Origin of the sequence: Paraburkholderia sp. DD10, assembly GCF_049177125.1 — a bacterium.
Lineage (GTDB): Bacteria > Pseudomonadota > Gammaproteobacteria > Burkholderiales > Burkholderiaceae > Paraburkholderia > Paraburkholderia terricola.
The window spans coordinates 466,315-479,688 of the sequence record NZ_CP185392.1 but is presented as its reverse complement, the minus strand read 5'-3'; the positions used below and the strand labels follow the sequence as shown (position 1 = coordinate 479,688).

The following is a 13,374-nucleotide window of genomic DNA, read 5'->3' as shown; positions in this document are numbered from 1 at the left end:
CTCCGCTTAACGATGGATCGTCTCGGACGGCGATTCGTTGAACTCGCGGCGATAACCCTTCGCGAGCGCGGAACGGCTTTTCACACCCCAGCGGCTTGCCGTATCGAAAATCGAGCCTTGCATGCGCTCGTCGTTCAACAGGTCGTTGCGAATGCCTTCGAGCCGCAGCTTGCGGATCAGCGCACCGGGCGACATGCCGATCGAACGCTTGAAAGCCAGTTGCAGCGCGCGCTCGGTGACGTCGATCTGCGAGGCGATTTCGCGCGTATTCAAATCGGCGCGATCGAGGTTTTCGATGATGTAGCGATACGCGCGGCGATACTTCGCGGGCAGGCGCGCTGAAACGTCGTCCGCAGGCAGCGCGCGGCTCGCCGGCGATTGAATCGCGCCGAGGCCCGGCGTCTCGCTGCGCAGGCAGCGCAACGCTTCCGACGCGTAGCTCGCGTAAAGCTTGAGCGCCTCGGTCGGATTGCCGCGCCATACCGCGATCTTCGAGACGCAATACAGGTAGTCGAAATTGCAGCGGCGCGTGCCGGTATCGGCTTCGGCGCGGCTGATCTTGGCGAGCACCGAGTCGGCGACATCGTCGAGTCCGCCGGCCAGTCCGGCGAGCACGATGTCCAGCTTCGCGAGAAACGCCTGGCCCGCGCCGCGAAAATGCTGCGGCCGGCTGATCGCGTCGAAGAGCGGCGCGGCCGCAATGCGCTCGCCGCGCGCGAGCGCCGCAAGCTGTTCCAGATACTCGTGGCGCTGCGCGAGAAGCGCGGGCATCGGCGACATCAGGACCGTTGTCTCGGTGAGTTTGCGCGTCACTTCGGCGCGGTCGCCGGCACTTTGCGCACGCGTCACGTGCGCCGAACTCCAGAAGGCGTGATCGCTCAGCGTGGTCGCCGTGCGAATGCGCAATTGCACGTCGAATTCGCGGGCGAGCAGCGCGATCACGAGCCGCCAGCCGGGTTCCTCATGCATGTCGGCGAGTTCGGCGGCTTGCACGAGCGCGTCGTCCGCATCGCGTTGACGTCCCACCTGATGTTGCACCATGGCCGAGGCGATCAATGCTTCGAGAACCTCCGCGGGACTCGCCGCCTCGTCCTGGACGATGCGCGCAAAGCACTTGGCGGTGGCCGCGTAGCGGTCACGCATCATCAATTGCCAGCCGGTGTTGCGGCACGACATGATGCGCAGACGGTCGTCGTCGCCGACGATCGTCTTCTGAGCGCGCCGGTACATCTCTTCGGCATCCTGCTCGTAGCCGAGCAGAAGCGATGCATCGGCTACGGCGACGAGACGCGCGACGTCCGCGTCGTCCAGTTTGTGCGACGGGCGTTCAAGCACGTCGTCGACGAGGCAATAGCCGCGTTCCGACGCGCCGTCGAGCATGGCGGCCGCATACGCCGGCAAACGGTTCTTCTGCGCGAGCCCCGACGACAGAGCGAAATAGATTGTCGAAAACATGATGGTTCCACCTCAGGAGTGACCGATGTGGCGGACCATGCGATCCGCCCTGAGAACCTGTGGCCCCGACAATTCGCCGGGCACGGAAACCATGGTAGAGACATCGTGCTCAACAAAACTCAACAATCCGCAGGGGACTTCACAACAATGTTCAGTGCGCCGGTTCCGGCAGCATGCCTTTCGCCAATGCCGCCGATAGACCACCGAGTTGCACGTCGCCGACAACCTGTGAAGCGAACACCGCGACTAGCGCGATCAGCATCAGCACGCCGATCACGCCGCGCAGCGGCTGACTGAGCGAACTCGGTTCGAGCTTGTCGGCCGCGCGCGCGACGATGCCGAGGCCGAGATCGACCAGCACCAGCACCAGCATCACCGGCGTGCCGAGCTTGGCGAGCGCGGTCCAGATCGTGTCGGTGCGCTGGATCAGAAACGTCTCGGCCGAATTGGAGAGCGACGGATACAACACATACGGCGGCCACCATTTGAACGATTGGAAGAGCGCGCCCAGCACGAACAGCATGCCGCCGCCGACATAGAAGAGCGTCACGACGAGTTGCAGCAGCAGCGTGGAAACCGGCGTGCTTTGATCGCCGCGCAACGGGTTGGTCATCTGCACGTTGTTGAAGCCGGCGAGGTCGTCGATCAAGGTGCCGAGCGACTGCGCGATCCAGAACACCGGCGCGGCGCAATAGCCGAACGCGAAACCGAGAAACGCTTCCTTGCAGGCCAGCACCAGCAGCGCCGCGCTGTTGAGCGAATCGAACGCCTGCGGAACCTGGCCCGCCGCGACGAACATCGTCAGCACGTACACCACGCCGTTGCGCGCGGTGCCGGGCAACGCGGTATCGCTCGTCGCGGGCAGCAGGATGAACGTCACCATGATGCGGATGCCCGTGAGCATCAGCATGATGATGAGGTTGTGATACGCCTCGAAAAAGCCGAGCAGGGCCTCGGACCACGCGTGAAAATCATGTGTCATCGGCTACCTCGCGTAACGGCGCGCCAGCAGGTTTTCCGCGGCTTCCTCGTCGGCGGCGAGTTCGGCGGCCGTGGCGGCGGCCCGCACCAGGGTATCGAGCTTGCGGCGGCATTCGTCCACCGCGGCTTGCGCGCGCGCGAGCGCGGCTTGCACCTCGGCCACCTTCTGCCGCTGACGATCCAGCGCCGTGCGGCGCTTTTGCTCCGCCGCGCGCGCGGCTTCCAGCGCCTCTTTCAGCGGCGCGCGCCAGGCGTCGTGACACAGATAGTCGGAGGTGGCGACGCGCGCCTCGCCGTCGAGCAGGGCCACGATGCGCGCCTCGTGCTCCGCGCGTTTTTGCCGCGCTTCGACATGCGCCTGCGCGGCTTCGTCGAACTGCGCCTCGCGCTCGGCGAGCGCCGCGCGTTCGCGCGCGAGATCGGCCTCGATGCGCTCGCAACGCCGGACCTTGGCGGCGACGATGGTGCGCCACTTGCGAATCACGAGCGCCCTCATGACTGCGCGAAGCCGGAGATGAACGCGTGGCTGTCCTCGCCTTCGGTCAGTTCCTCGGTGCTCTGGCCGAGGAACGATTCGATGGTCTCATGCTGCGCGATCGCTTCGTCGGAGAGCGGGTCGGCGCCCTGCTGATATTCGCCCATCTGCAGCAGCAATTCGACCTCGTCATAGCGGGCGAGCAGCTTGCGCACGTGCCCCGCGCCGCTGCAATGCCCGGGGCTCGCGACCAGCGTCATCACGCGGCTCAGGCTGTGCAATACGTCGATGGCCGGATAACGGTTGCGCGCCGCGATCGCGCGCGACAGCACCAGGTGTCCGTCGAGAATGCCGCGCACTTCCTCGCTGATCGGATCGTTGCCTTCCTCGTCCTCGGCGAGCACCGTGTAGAACGCGGTAATCGACCCCTCCTCGCCCATGCCGGCGCGTTCCAGCAAGCGCGGCAGTTCCGCGAAAATCGACGGCGGAAAACCGCGGCGCGTCGGCGGCTCGCCGGCCGACAGGCCGATCTCCCGCTGCGCGCGCGCGAAGCGCGTCAGCGAGTCCATCATCAGCAGCACGCGCAAGCCGCAATCGCGAAAGTACTCGGCGATCGCGGTGCCCACATAAGCCGCCTTGGCGCGTTCGATCGAAGAGCGATCGGACGTCGCGCACACCACCACGCTGCGGGCCATGCCCGCTTCGCCCAGAATCAGTTCGATGAACTCGCGCACCTCGCGGCCGCGCTCGCCGATCAGCACGATCACGTTGACGTCGCAGGCCGCGCCGCGCGCGAGCATGCCGAGCAGCGTGCTCTTGCCGACGCCTGCGGGCGCGAAGATGCCGACGCGCTGGCCCTCGCCCACCGTCATGAGCCCGTCGATGACCCGCACGCCGGTATGCAGCGGCGTATCGACCATGCGCCGCTTCAGCGGATCGGGCGCGGCGGCCATCACCGGGCGCGGTGCGTCGCAGTGCAACGGCCCAAGGCCGTCGATCGGTTCGCCCAGGCCGTCCACCACGCGTCCGAGCAGCATCTCGCCGACCGGCACCGACAGCGGACGCCCGAGCCCGGTGACGCGCGTGGTGCGCGACAGGCCGGCGACGCTGCCGAACGGCGCGAGCAGCGCGAACTGACGCGTGAAGCCGACCACTTCGGCGCGTTGCAGCAGCACGCCGCGCGCATCGCGCAGCTCGCATTGCTCGCCGAGCGTCGCGTCGAGCCCGCCGACCTTCAGCAAGGTGCCGACGGCTTCGACCACCTTGCCGTGACGCGTCGTACCGTCGGAGACGGCGAGCTCCTGGGTCAACGCGTCGATGAAAGCGGTGACTTCGTTCATTGCGGCGCTCCGGCGGGCTGGTCGGCGAAATGCGGGACATCGAACTGCGGGTCGTCGATTTGCCGATCGTCGAAATGCGGCGCATCGTCGAGCAGTTCGTCGGCGGCGATGTTCACGGCGGCGGCGGTCTGCGGCTCGGTGTCGGTGCGCGTCACGCGTCGTATCGCGCTTGCAATCGCGCGCAACTGCATCGGCAGTCCCGCTTCAATCAGACCGTGGTCCCATTCGCACACGCAACTGCCGGGCTCCGCCTCGGCGTCGCTCACCACCTCGGGATTCACCGGCCAGCGATGCTCGTCGCACACGCGCCGAAACGCGCGCGTCGCCTCGTCGAGGTCGCATTCGGCGACGCGCACGGTGAGAAACGATGTGCCTTCGAGGCTGCGCGACAATCCCACCGCGATGTGCGCGAACAACGCGTCGCGCTCGGCTTCGCCCAACACCCGCGTGACGGTGCGCATGACGATGTCGGCAATGCGCTCGCGCAACGCCACCAGCAGATCGCGCTCGGACGCCGCGCCGTGCAGCATCGCTTCATGCGCTTCGCGGATCGCGCGACGGCGTCCGGCCTCGTAACCCAGGCGCGCGGCGTTGTCGTATTTCGTTTGCGCGGCGCGCAATACGCGCTCAGCCTCTTCCTCGGCCGCGCGCTGTATCGTTTCGGCCTCGCGCCGCGCGCTCGCGAGCAGTTCGTCGGCACGCCGTTCGAAGTGGCCTGACGCGCGATCCAGTTCGATCAACTGCGCCAGTTCCGCTGCTCGCACGACATCGCGCTCGATGCCGATGCCGCCCTGTTGCGCTCTTAGCCAAATAACCATGTCAGCTCCGGAAACAGCATGCAGGCCGCGTATAGAAATTCTTCGGATTGGTCCTCCGCCGCGAGCCCGGCATCGGACGTCGGCGCTTCGCCTGGACGAGCGCAATCGGTGGAATCGGCGTAATCGGTCCCATCATCGGCGTCGGCGTCCAACGTCAAGCCGATCAATCTGCGCGCCGGCGCAAGCGGCCAGGCTTCGTCGCGTTCGAACAGCGCGCGCCCGGCGCCGACCAGCGCATCGACGGACAGATCGGCGGGAAGCGGCGCGCTGGCCGTCGATGCGTTCACGCCCAACTGCGTGAGCGCGGCCAGCGCATGTTCCCCTAACGCATCGGCGAGCGCGCGACGCCGCGCGCCCGACACGATCCGGCGCAGCGTGCCGCGCGACGGATAGATCGCGCGCGCAGCGAGCACCGGACGCAGCGACGCCGCGTCGAGCAACGCAAGCCGGTTCGCGCGCGGCGCGTAGGCGCTGAGCGGCAGCGGCGAGCCGAGCCATAGGTCGCGCGCCGCGTAGGCGTCGCGGCGCGCGCGGCCGGTGAACGGCACGCCCCAACGCCGGCATTGCCGCTCGCCGAAGCGGGCCGCCGCGTCGGCAACACGCGCTTCGTAGGAATGCAGCCACCGAAGCTGGCGCCGCGGGTCCGGCATGTCAACGCCGGTCTCGATGGCGGCCGCCGCTGCCTGCGCGCCGCTCACGCTCACGTCGCCGCCCCGCCGGTGCGCCCGCGCAAGCGCGTGCCCATGCCCTTCAGCGCCGCGCCGAAGCGGCGGGCGAGATACGCCAGCGCGGCGGCCAGCGCGGCAGCCCCGGCGATTCCGCCGGCCCACAACCACTCCTGCGGCACGCCCGGCGCAACCGGCGGCGGCGGCTCGGGCGCCGCCGAACCCGGCACCATCGTCACGCTGACGTTGTCGTAGGTGAGCCCCTCGACCGCATGCACGACGAGGTTCTTCAGATTCGGCGTGAGCGTCGACACATCGGTGCCCGGCAGATACTTGATGAACACCGCAGCCGACGACGGCTTGACCGTCGCGGCGAGGGGATCGTTATTCGGCAGCACGATCTGAACGTTCGCATACGCCACCCCGTCGATTCGCGACAGCACCTCGGAGAGTTGCTGCGACACGCCGTAGATAAAGCGCACGCGTTCCTCCGTCGGCGTGGAGATCAGTCCGTCCTTCTTGAACATGTCTCCCAGATTCTGGAAGCGCTGATGCGGCAAGCCATGCGCGCGCAGCACGTCCATCGCCCGGGCGAACTGACCGCTTTCGACCGCCACGCTCCAGGTCTTGCCGCCGTCGTCGCTTTGCTTCGAGACGTCGACCCGCGCGTCGAGCAGCACGGCCAGCATGTCGTTCGCGTCGCTCTCCGACAGTTGCGCGAACAGTTGCTTGCTGCAGCCGGTCATCAACGCGGTCACGCAGCACAGCAGCACGACCGTGCGCGCCAGTTTTGAATAGGAAGCCATTTGAGTCCGTCCTGTCGTTCGCACGCCAACTACTGGTTCTTCATCAGCGTCTGCACGGAGCCCTTGGTGCCCTGAGCAACCGCCTCGCCGACGTAGAGCTTGCCGACCATCTCCGACACCTGAAGCTGCACCTTAATCGACTGAGCCGCCGCTTCCTGCACGGTCATCATCGGCGCTTCGCCGGCGAATCGGTCGACCTCGCCGCGCAGGCTCGCCACCGCATGGTCCTCCTGCGTCACGACTTCCGACAACGCGGACGGACCATGCGTGTGCGAGGCGCTCGGCGGCGACAGACGCGCCGCATCGAGCTTGCTGCGAAACAGGTCGACGAGTTCCGAGGCGGGCTCGGGCAGCGCGCCCGGACCCGACGCGCCGCCGGCTCCCGCGCGGCCGACCGGTTCGTCGGGCCGCACCGCGGAGGCGGCGTCGAGCGGTGGAATGGGTGGGATCGTTGCGTTCATCGCGGTACTCCTTGCACTAGGCGCGCAGATGGCGGTGCTGCATCAACTTCTGAAGCTCGCCGCGGTCGATTTGCACTTCGGCCGCGGGCTTCGCGGCCGAGCCCTGCTTGCCCATCAAGGTCATCACGAGCTCGACGGAATCCGGGTCCTCGTTGCGCGTCGCCACCTCGTTGGCATAGACGCGCCATGCGGGATCGTCGAGACCGCATAGCGACACCGCGAGCAGCGCGGCGACGTAAGGACCGAACGAGCCGCGCAGCGTGCGCTGCTCGAGCGGACGCAGCAGGCGCACGGCCTCGGCGAAATCGCGCCGGCGGATCATCAGCCACGCGTCGTAAGCATGCAATTCGACGAAGTCGGGACGCAGCACGTGCAGCGCGGCAAGCAGCCGCTCCGACTGTTCGATATGGCCGTGCTTCGCGCCGAACATCAGCGCCTCGATCAATGCCGACACAAGCCGGTTACTGCATTTCGTCAGGGACATGGAGCACTCCTTTGGTGATCAGAACGCCGTAGTTCCGCGTGTCTGCCGAGATGGCGGACGACAACGCTGTGGCCGGCGGTGAGCGAACCGTAACGCGGGGTGCTTGCCGCGGCGGCGCGGGACGCCGAACCGCGAGCGCGCCGAACGAACAGGACGCTTCGCCGGCAAGCGGCCCGGAGGCGGGTTCGGCGCCGGACCCATCGCTTCGCCGCGCGCGCGGATCACGGCGGCGCCGGCCGATGACAATCCGCCGCAATCCACTGCAATTCGTTGCAATTCACCGCAATCCACCGCACGAAGGCTTCGCGATGTCCGACGAGAAGACCGAACAGCCCACCGACAAAAAGCTGCGCGACGCGCGCCAGGACGGCGAGACCGTGAAGAGCACGGACCTGCCGTTCGCGGCGATCCTGCTCGCCGCAGCCGTTGGCTTCGGCGTCGGCGGCCCGCGCATGGCGGAACAACTGCGCATCGTGATGCGCAACGGCCTCGACGTGGCGCACTTGCAGACGCCCGATGCGCCGTTGCACGACCTGCTCGCCGAAGCCGGCCTGCACGCGCTGCTGCTGGTCTTTCCGATCGCACTGGGCGCGGCCCTCGTCGGCATCGCCGCGATCGCCGCGCAAGTCGGTTTGCAGATTTCGCTCAAGCCGCTCGAACCCAAGTTCGACGCGATCAATCCCGCGTCCGGTCTGAAGCGCATCTTCTCGGTGCGCTCGCTGATCGATCTCGCCAAGACCGTCATCAAGGCGGTGGTGATCACGGCGGTGCTTTGGAAAACCCTCGTGCTGCTGGTGCCGCTGATGGTCGGCGTGGTGTATGAGCCGATCGGCAGCATCGACAGCATTGCCTGGGGCACGCTGTGCCGCGTGCTCGGCATCTCGGGCGCGCTCTATCTCGTGATCGGCGCAGCGGACTACGGCGTGCAGCATTGGCTGTTCATCCGCGACCACCGCATGAGCAAGGACGAAGTGAAGCGCGAGAACAAGAATTCCGAAGGCGATCCGCACATCAAGGGTCAGCGCCGCAAGCTCGCGCGCGAGTTCGCTTCGTCCGATCAGCAGCAGCCGGTCAAGAACGCGAGCGTGGTGGTGGTGAACCCCACGCACTACGCGGTCGCGCTGCGCTACGTGCCCTCCGAATCCGGCTTGCCGCGCGTGATCGCCAAGGGCGTGGACGCGGAAGCGCGCGTGATCCGCGAGGAAGCGGCGCGGCGCGGCATACCGATCGTCGGCAATCCGCCGCTTGCGCGGGCGCTCTACCGCGTGGCGCTCGAAGACGCGATTCCCGAACCGCTGTTCGATGCGGTCGCCTCGGTGCTCGCCTGGGTGGAAAGCATCGGCGGACGGCGCGACGGCACCGAGGCAACCCCCTGACATCCGATGGAGAAGGCCATGTTGAAGACGCTCCGCCTCAATGAGTTCGGCGGCGAGGTGGCGATCGCGTCGCTGATCGTCGCCGTGATTTCGCTGATGATCCTGCCGCTGCCGCCGTTTCTGATCGACGCGCTGCTTGGGCTCAACATCACGATCAGCGTGGTGCTGCTGATGGTGACGATGTACATACCGTACGCGACCTCGCTGTATTCGTTTCCGTCGCTGCTGCTGTTCACCACGTTGTTCCGGCTGTCGCTGAACATCGCGTCGACCAAGTCGATCCTGCTGCATGCGGAAGCCGGGCACATCATCGAGAGCTTCGGCGAGCTGGTGGTGGGCGGCAATCTCGTGGTCGGCCTGGTGGTGTTCCTGATCATCGCGACAGTGCAATTCATCGTGATCGCGAAGGGCTCGGAGCGGGTGGCCGAAGTCGGCGCGCGCTTCACGCTCGACGCGATGCCGGGCAAGCAGATGAGCATCGACGCCGACGTGCGCGCCGGCAACATGACCGCCGAGGACGCGCAAAAGCGCCGCGGCATGCTGGCGATCGAAAGCCAGTTGCACGGCGGCATGGACGGCGCGATGAAGTTCGTCAAGGGCGACGCGATCGCCGGCCTCGTCATCACGCTCGTCAACATTCTCGCGGGCATCGTGATCGGCGTGAGCTATCACGGCATGACCGCGGGCGAAGCGGCGAACCGCTTCTCCGTGCTGTCGATCGGCGACGCGATGGTCTCGCAGATTCCCTCGCTGCTGATTTCGGTGGCGGCGGGCATTCTCATCACGCGCGTCGCCGACGAGCACAGCAAGCCCAGTTCGCTCGGCACCGAGATCGTGCGCCAGCTTTCCACCAGTTCGCGCGCGCTGTATAGCGCCGCCGCGCTGCTGGGCGGCTTCGCATTGGTGCCGGGCTTTCCGTCCGCGCTGTTCGTCGTGCTCGCGGTCGCGCTGTTCGGCGCGGGCCACGTGCTGCGCAAGCAGTTGAAGGACAAGCAGCCGCACGCCGGGCCGGAACTGTCGTCGTTGCGTACCGACGGCTACAAGGGACAGCCGCCGACCATCGGCGAGCATCCGCCTTCGTTCGCCGCGCCGCTTTCGGTGCGCCTCGCGCCGCAGCTGGCGACGAAGCTCGACACGGCCGAACTCAACCGCGCGTTCGACGCCGCGCGCCGCGCGCTCGTCGACGAATTGGGGCTGCCGTTTCCGCGCACCGCGGTCTGGACCGCTGCGGCGGTGCCGGACGCTTCCTATCAGATCCTGCTGCACGACGTGCCGCAAGCGCCGGTCGAACTCGCGCCCGCGCGCAGCGGCCGCGAACAGGCGCTCGCCGACGCGGTGGGCAACGCGGTGCGCGAACACGCGCATCTGTTTCTCGGCTTGCAGGAGACGCAATGGATTCTCGAACGCGTCGGCACCGAATATCCGGGGCTCGTTGCCGAGGTGCAGAAGGTGGTGCCGGTGCTGCGCATCGCCGAAGTGCTCAAGCGGCTGCTGGAGGAACACGTGCCGATCCGCAACTTGCGCGCGATTCTCGAAAGCCTGGTGAACTGGGGCGCCAAGGAAAAAGACCTGCTGCTGCTCACCGAATACGTGCGTGGCGATCTGGGCCGCTTCATCGCGCATCGGGCGACGGGCGGCACCGGGCAGTTGCCGGCGATCGTGCTGGACGTGGAGGTCGAGCAGACCATCCGTCAATCGATCAAGCAGACGCCGGCCGGCAACTTTCTCACGCTCGAACCGCAACAGGTCGAACAGTTGCTCGAGACGCTGGAGGAACTGGTCGGCATGCAGCCGCCGCCCAACCTCGCGATCGTCACGTCGATGGATATTCGCCGTTACTTCCGCCGCATGATCGAGCAACGGATGAAGTGGCTGCAGGTGTATTCGTTCCAGGAACTGGGGGATGACGTCGATCTGCGGCCGGTCGGGCGCGTCGCCTTCTGATCGGGAGCGACGCGATGACACGAATTCGCTCCACGCGCGAAGTGCGCATCACGCCGCCGGCTCCGCCGCGTGCATCGGCCACGAGCGCAACTAGCGCAGCAAGCGGCAAAACCGCCGAGGCCGACGCCGATGCGCAACGCTTCGGAGCGCTCTTCGAGACCGCGCGGCTGCGCGTCGGCGAAGGCGAACGCGATGACATGCCCGACCAGGAAGCACCGGACGATTCCACGCCTGACGACGACGGTTCCAGCGACGACACGCAAGATCGTGAAGCGGCCGAGCGCATCGACGCCACCGATGCTCCCCTGTCCCTGCTGCCCGCCGTGCCTCCGCTTCCGCCCCTGCATGCGCTGAACGGCGCATTGCTCGCCATCCGCGAGCAACGCCGCACGTCCGCGTCGGACGCACAAGGCGTGGCGCGCAAGACCGGCGTGCGCGGCGCGACGAGCGCATCCGGCCGGCAGACCGCGCAAGCCACGCAAGACGCGCAAGATACGCGGCACGTGGCCGCCGAACCTTCATTCGACACGCAGATGATTCGCCGCTGCACCCAGGCGATCGAAGGCGATCTTCTCGCCGAGCATCTCGCGGAACGTGTCGCCGGATTTTGCACGAGTCCCGCCGTCGAACGCACGGGCCAGTGGGACGTCGCCGTCGAACTCGACCCGTCCATTTTGCCGCGCACGGAGCTGCGTTTGAGTCTTTCGGGCTGGGGTTTATCGCTTCGTTTCGATAGCCGGGACGCGCGGGCGCGGCAGCTAATCTGTGACAACAGCAACGAGCTTAAGACCCGCCTCGAAACGCGTCTCGGCGGTCGTATCGCGGTGGAAGTCACGGTCATCTGAAGGGTTCGAGATCATGTCAATGCCTCAAGGCTGCACCAGCATCGGCGACCGGTTGCGCTGCTATACACCGGCGCTCGCCGGCGTGTCGCGCGCACTGTTCGATGCGCGCAGCCGGTTTGGCGTGAAACCGGCTGCGGCGCAATCCTCGTCGTCCCGCACGGCGCGTTTGCGTATCGGCAGCGCGCATGGCGAACTGTGCGTGCGTGTCGACGTGAGCGGTCATGCCGCGCTCGAAGCGATTGCCTCGGAGCCGGACCAGGACCGCCGCGCGGCGCTCGGCAATCTGTGGCTCGCCGCGCCGCTCGACACGCTTGCCGGTCACGGCGTCGCGCAACCCTCGGTGCTGGACATTTCGCTCGATGCCGAACAGCCCGGCAACCACGACACCGCGAGCGCGCTCCACTTCGAATTCGGACACGCGGACACCGCCGCCCACACGGCGGCGCTGCTGGAAGTTCCCGCGCCGCTCGCGGCCGCGCTGGAGCGCCGCATAACCGGCACGCGCGCGGCTTCCGCCGCGCTGCCCGACGCGCTTGCCGCCATCGCCGTGCCGACCCGCATCCGCTTGCGCAGCCGCCGTTGCACGACGGCGCTGCTCGCTTCGCTGCGCGTGGGCGACGTGCTGCTCGGCTGGCCGCGTGCGAGCGGCCATGCACAAGGCGCGCCGCTCGAACATGCGAGTGCGCTATGGGGCGCGGCGGATGGCCGCGTCGCCTGCGCGCAGGCCCGCATCGACGGCCACCACCTGATCCTTGAAACGTTCCCTGAGACGATGAGCCACGATCCCGATCTTTCCCTTGAGAGCACTGCCGGGTCCACCGGCGAGACCGCCGCCGCGGAGCGCACCGTCGATCTGAACGATATGGAACTGCCCGTGCATATCGAGGTGGTGACCGTCAATCTGCCGCTCGGGCAAATCGCCGCGCTGCGGCCCGGCTACATCCTGACCTTGCCGCTCAAACTCGCCGATGCGGAGATCCGTCTCGTCGCGCATGGGCAGACGCTCGCGCTCGGCGAACTCGTCGCGGTCGGGGACAACCTCGGCCTCCTCATCCAGCACATTGCGAACTCCGATGAACGGCACACCTGAAATCGCCTCGCTGCTCGTCGCGGCGCTCGCGCTGGCCGTCCTGCCATTCGCCGCGATGGTGGTCACGTCCTACACGAAGATCGTGGTCGTGCTCGGGTTGCTGCGCAACGCGCTGGGCTTGCAGCAGGTGCCGCCCACTTCCGTGCTGAACGGCGTCGCCATCATGGTGTCGTGCTTCATCATGGCGCCGGTCGGCATGGAAGCCATGCACCGCGCGCAGCTCTCCAACGACGCCGGTTCCGGCATGCAGGTGATGCCGCTCCTCGACGCCGCGCGCGAGCCGTTTCGCGTGTTTCTGAAACGTCATGCGTCGGAGCGCGAGAAGGCCTTCTTCCTGCGCTCGGCGCGCGAAATCTGGCCGCCCGAGCGCGCCGCCGAACTCAAGCAGGACGACCTCATCGTGCTCGCGCCCGCCTTCACGCTGAGCGAGCTGACCGCCGCCTTCAAGATGGGCTTCCTGCTGTATCTCGCCTTCATCGTGATCGACCTCGTCATCGCGAACGTGCTGATGGCGCTCGGGCTGTCGCAGGTCAATCCGACCAACGTGGCCATTCCATTCAAGCTGCTGCTGTTCGTTTCGATGGATGGCTGGTCGACGCTGATTCACGGTCTCATCTCCACCTACAGGTAACGC

Annotated in this window: 14 protein-coding genes; 5 read left to right on the top strand and 9 right to left on the bottom strand. The window is 67.1% G+C overall.

Going from position 1 to position 13,374, the window contains the following annotated elements; genetic code table 11:
* Positions 1–6: 6 nt before the first annotated feature.
* From ACOCG7_RS02260 to ACOCG7_RS02220, 9 genes are all read right to left on the bottom strand, one after another.
* The gene (locus ACOCG7_RS02260; protein ID WP_073431563.1) at positions 7–1,455 is read right to left on the bottom strand and encodes a helix-turn-helix transcriptional regulator; all 1,449 of its coding nucleotides are present in this window, start codon (positions 1,453–1,455) and stop codon (positions 7–9) included.
* 151 nt (positions 1,456–1,606) lie between these two features.
* Positions 1,607–2,437 carry a type III secretion system export apparatus subunit SctT gene (gene sctT / locus ACOCG7_RS02255; RefSeq protein ID WP_073431564.1) on the bottom strand — a complete coding sequence of 277 codons (831 nt, stop codon included), beginning with the start codon at positions 2,435–2,437 and terminating at the stop codon, positions 1,607–1,609.
* Positions 2,438–2,440: 3 nt separating this feature from the next.
* Complete coding sequence (locus ACOCG7_RS02250) at positions 2,441–2,920, bottom strand: hypothetical protein (protein WP_186813999.1); 480 nt, start codon at positions 2,918–2,920, stop codon at positions 2,441–2,443.
* Positions 2,921–2,928: 8 nt separating this feature from the next.
* Entirely contained in the window at positions 2,929–4,251 is a 1,323-nt protein-coding gene (sctN, locus tag ACOCG7_RS02245) for a type III secretion system ATPase SctN (protein WP_073431566.1), read from the bottom strand.
* Positions 4,248–5,069: a type III secretion system stator protein SctL gene (gene sctL / locus ACOCG7_RS02240; RefSeq protein ID WP_421376660.1), complete on the bottom strand. Its 822-nt coding sequence runs from the start codon at positions 5,067–5,069 to the stop codon at positions 4,248–4,250. Before sctL ends, sctN begins: the two co-directional genes overlap by 4 nt.
* Complete coding sequence (locus tag ACOCG7_RS02235) at positions 5,054–5,773, bottom strand: type III secretion protein HrpB4 (RefSeq protein ID WP_083082846.1); 720 nt, start codon at positions 5,771–5,773, stop codon at positions 5,054–5,056. The genes sctL and ACOCG7_RS02235 overlap by 16 nt, the downstream gene beginning before the upstream one ends.
* Positions 5,770–6,540, bottom strand: a complete 771-nt coding sequence (gene sctJ, locus ACOCG7_RS02230; protein WP_083082848.1) for a type III secretion system inner membrane ring lipoprotein SctJ — start codon at positions 6,538–6,540, stop codon at positions 5,770–5,772. Before sctJ ends, ACOCG7_RS02235 begins: the two co-directional genes overlap by 4 nt.
* A gap of 29 nt (positions 6,541–6,569) precedes the next feature.
* The gene (locus ACOCG7_RS02225) at positions 6,570–7,001 is read right to left on the bottom strand and encodes a hypothetical protein (protein ID WP_073431570.1); all 432 of its coding nucleotides are present in this window, start codon (positions 6,999–7,001) and stop codon (positions 6,570–6,572) included.
* A gap of 16 nt (positions 7,002–7,017) precedes the next feature.
* Positions 7,018–7,485, bottom strand: a complete 468-nt coding sequence (locus ACOCG7_RS02220; RefSeq protein ID WP_073431571.1) for an HrpB1 family type III secretion system apparatus protein — start codon at positions 7,483–7,485, stop codon at positions 7,018–7,020.
* Positions 7,486–7,724: 239 nt separating this feature from the next.
* Between ACOCG7_RS02220 and sctU the strand changes: the two genes are divergently transcribed.
* From sctU to sctR, 5 genes are read left to right on the top strand one after another with little or no spacing between them, the layout of a single operon-like run.
* Positions 7,725–8,861, top strand: a complete 1,137-nt coding sequence (sctU, locus tag ACOCG7_RS02215) for a type III secretion system export apparatus subunit SctU (RefSeq protein ID WP_421376657.1) — start codon at positions 7,725–7,727, stop codon at positions 8,859–8,861.
* Between the two features lie 18 nt (positions 8,862–8,879).
* A complete protein-coding gene (locus tag ACOCG7_RS02210) occupies positions 8,880–10,805 on the top strand; it encodes an FHIPEP family type III secretion protein (protein ID WP_083082850.1) in 1,926 nt (641 codons plus the stop codon).
* A 14-nt stretch (positions 10,806–10,819) separates the two neighbouring features.
* The gene (gene sctP, locus ACOCG7_RS02205) at positions 10,820–11,650 is read left to right on the top strand and encodes a type III secretion system protein SctP (RefSeq protein WP_083082852.1); all 831 of its coding nucleotides are present in this window, start codon (positions 10,820–10,822) and stop codon (positions 11,648–11,650) included.
* A gap of 13 nt (positions 11,651–11,663) precedes the next feature.
* Positions 11,664–12,740 (top strand): type III secretion system cytoplasmic ring protein SctQ, encoded by a 1,077-nt coding sequence (sctQ, locus tag ACOCG7_RS02200; RefSeq protein WP_083082853.1) that lies wholly within the window; start codon positions 11,664–11,666, stop codon positions 12,738–12,740.
* Positions 12,724–13,371, top strand: coding sequence for a type III secretion system export apparatus subunit SctR (sctR, locus tag ACOCG7_RS02195; protein ID WP_073431575.1), 648 nt, complete (start codon positions 12,724–12,726; stop codon positions 13,369–13,371). Before sctQ ends, sctR begins: the two co-directional genes overlap by 17 nt.
* Positions 13,372–13,374 lie beyond the last annotated feature (3 nt).

What these genes read in the sequence shown, in the direction of transcription:
- ACOCG7_RS02260 (WP_073431563.1), bottom strand. Translation starts at nt 1,455, where the DNA reads ATGTTTTCGACAATCTATTTCGCTCTGTCGTCGGGGCTCGCGCAGAAG.
- sctT (WP_073431564.1), bottom strand. Translation starts at nt 2,437, where the DNA reads ATGACACATGATTTTCACGCGTGGTCCGAGGCCCTGCTCGGCTTTTTC.
- sctN (WP_073431566.1), bottom strand. Translation starts at nt 4,251, where the DNA reads ATGAACGAAGTCACCGCTTTCATCGACGCGTTGACCCAGGAGCTCGCC.
- sctL (WP_421376660.1), bottom strand. Translation starts at nt 5,069, where the DNA reads ATGGTTATTTGGCTAAGAGCGCAACAGGGCGGCATCGGCATCGAGCGC.
- sctJ (WP_083082848.1), bottom strand. Translation starts at nt 6,540, where the DNA reads ATGGCTTCCTATTCAAAACTGGCGCGCACGGTCGTGCTGCTGTGCTGC.
- ACOCG7_RS02225 (WP_073431570.1), bottom strand. Translation starts at nt 7,001, where the DNA reads ATGAACGCAACGATCCCACCCATTCCACCGCTCGACGCCGCCTCCGCG.
- ACOCG7_RS02220 (WP_073431571.1), bottom strand. Translation starts at nt 7,485, where the DNA reads ATGTCCCTGACGAAATGCAGTAACCGGCTTGTGTCGGCATTGATCGAG.
- sctU (WP_421376657.1), top strand. Translation starts at nt 7,725, where the DNA reads ATGACAATCCGCCGCAATCCACTGCAATTCGTTGCAATTCACCGCAAT.
- ACOCG7_RS02210 (WP_083082850.1), top strand. Translation starts at nt 8,880, where the DNA reads ATGTTGAAGACGCTCCGCCTCAATGAGTTCGGCGGCGAGGTGGCGATC.
- sctP (WP_083082852.1), top strand. Translation starts at nt 10,820, where the DNA reads ATGACACGAATTCGCTCCACGCGCGAAGTGCGCATCACGCCGCCGGCT.
- sctQ (WP_083082853.1), top strand. Translation starts at nt 11,664, where the DNA reads ATGTCAATGCCTCAAGGCTGCACCAGCATCGGCGACCGGTTGCGCTGC.
- sctR (WP_073431575.1), top strand. Translation starts at nt 12,724, where the DNA reads ATGAACGGCACACCTGAAATCGCCTCGCTGCTCGTCGCGGCGCTCGCG.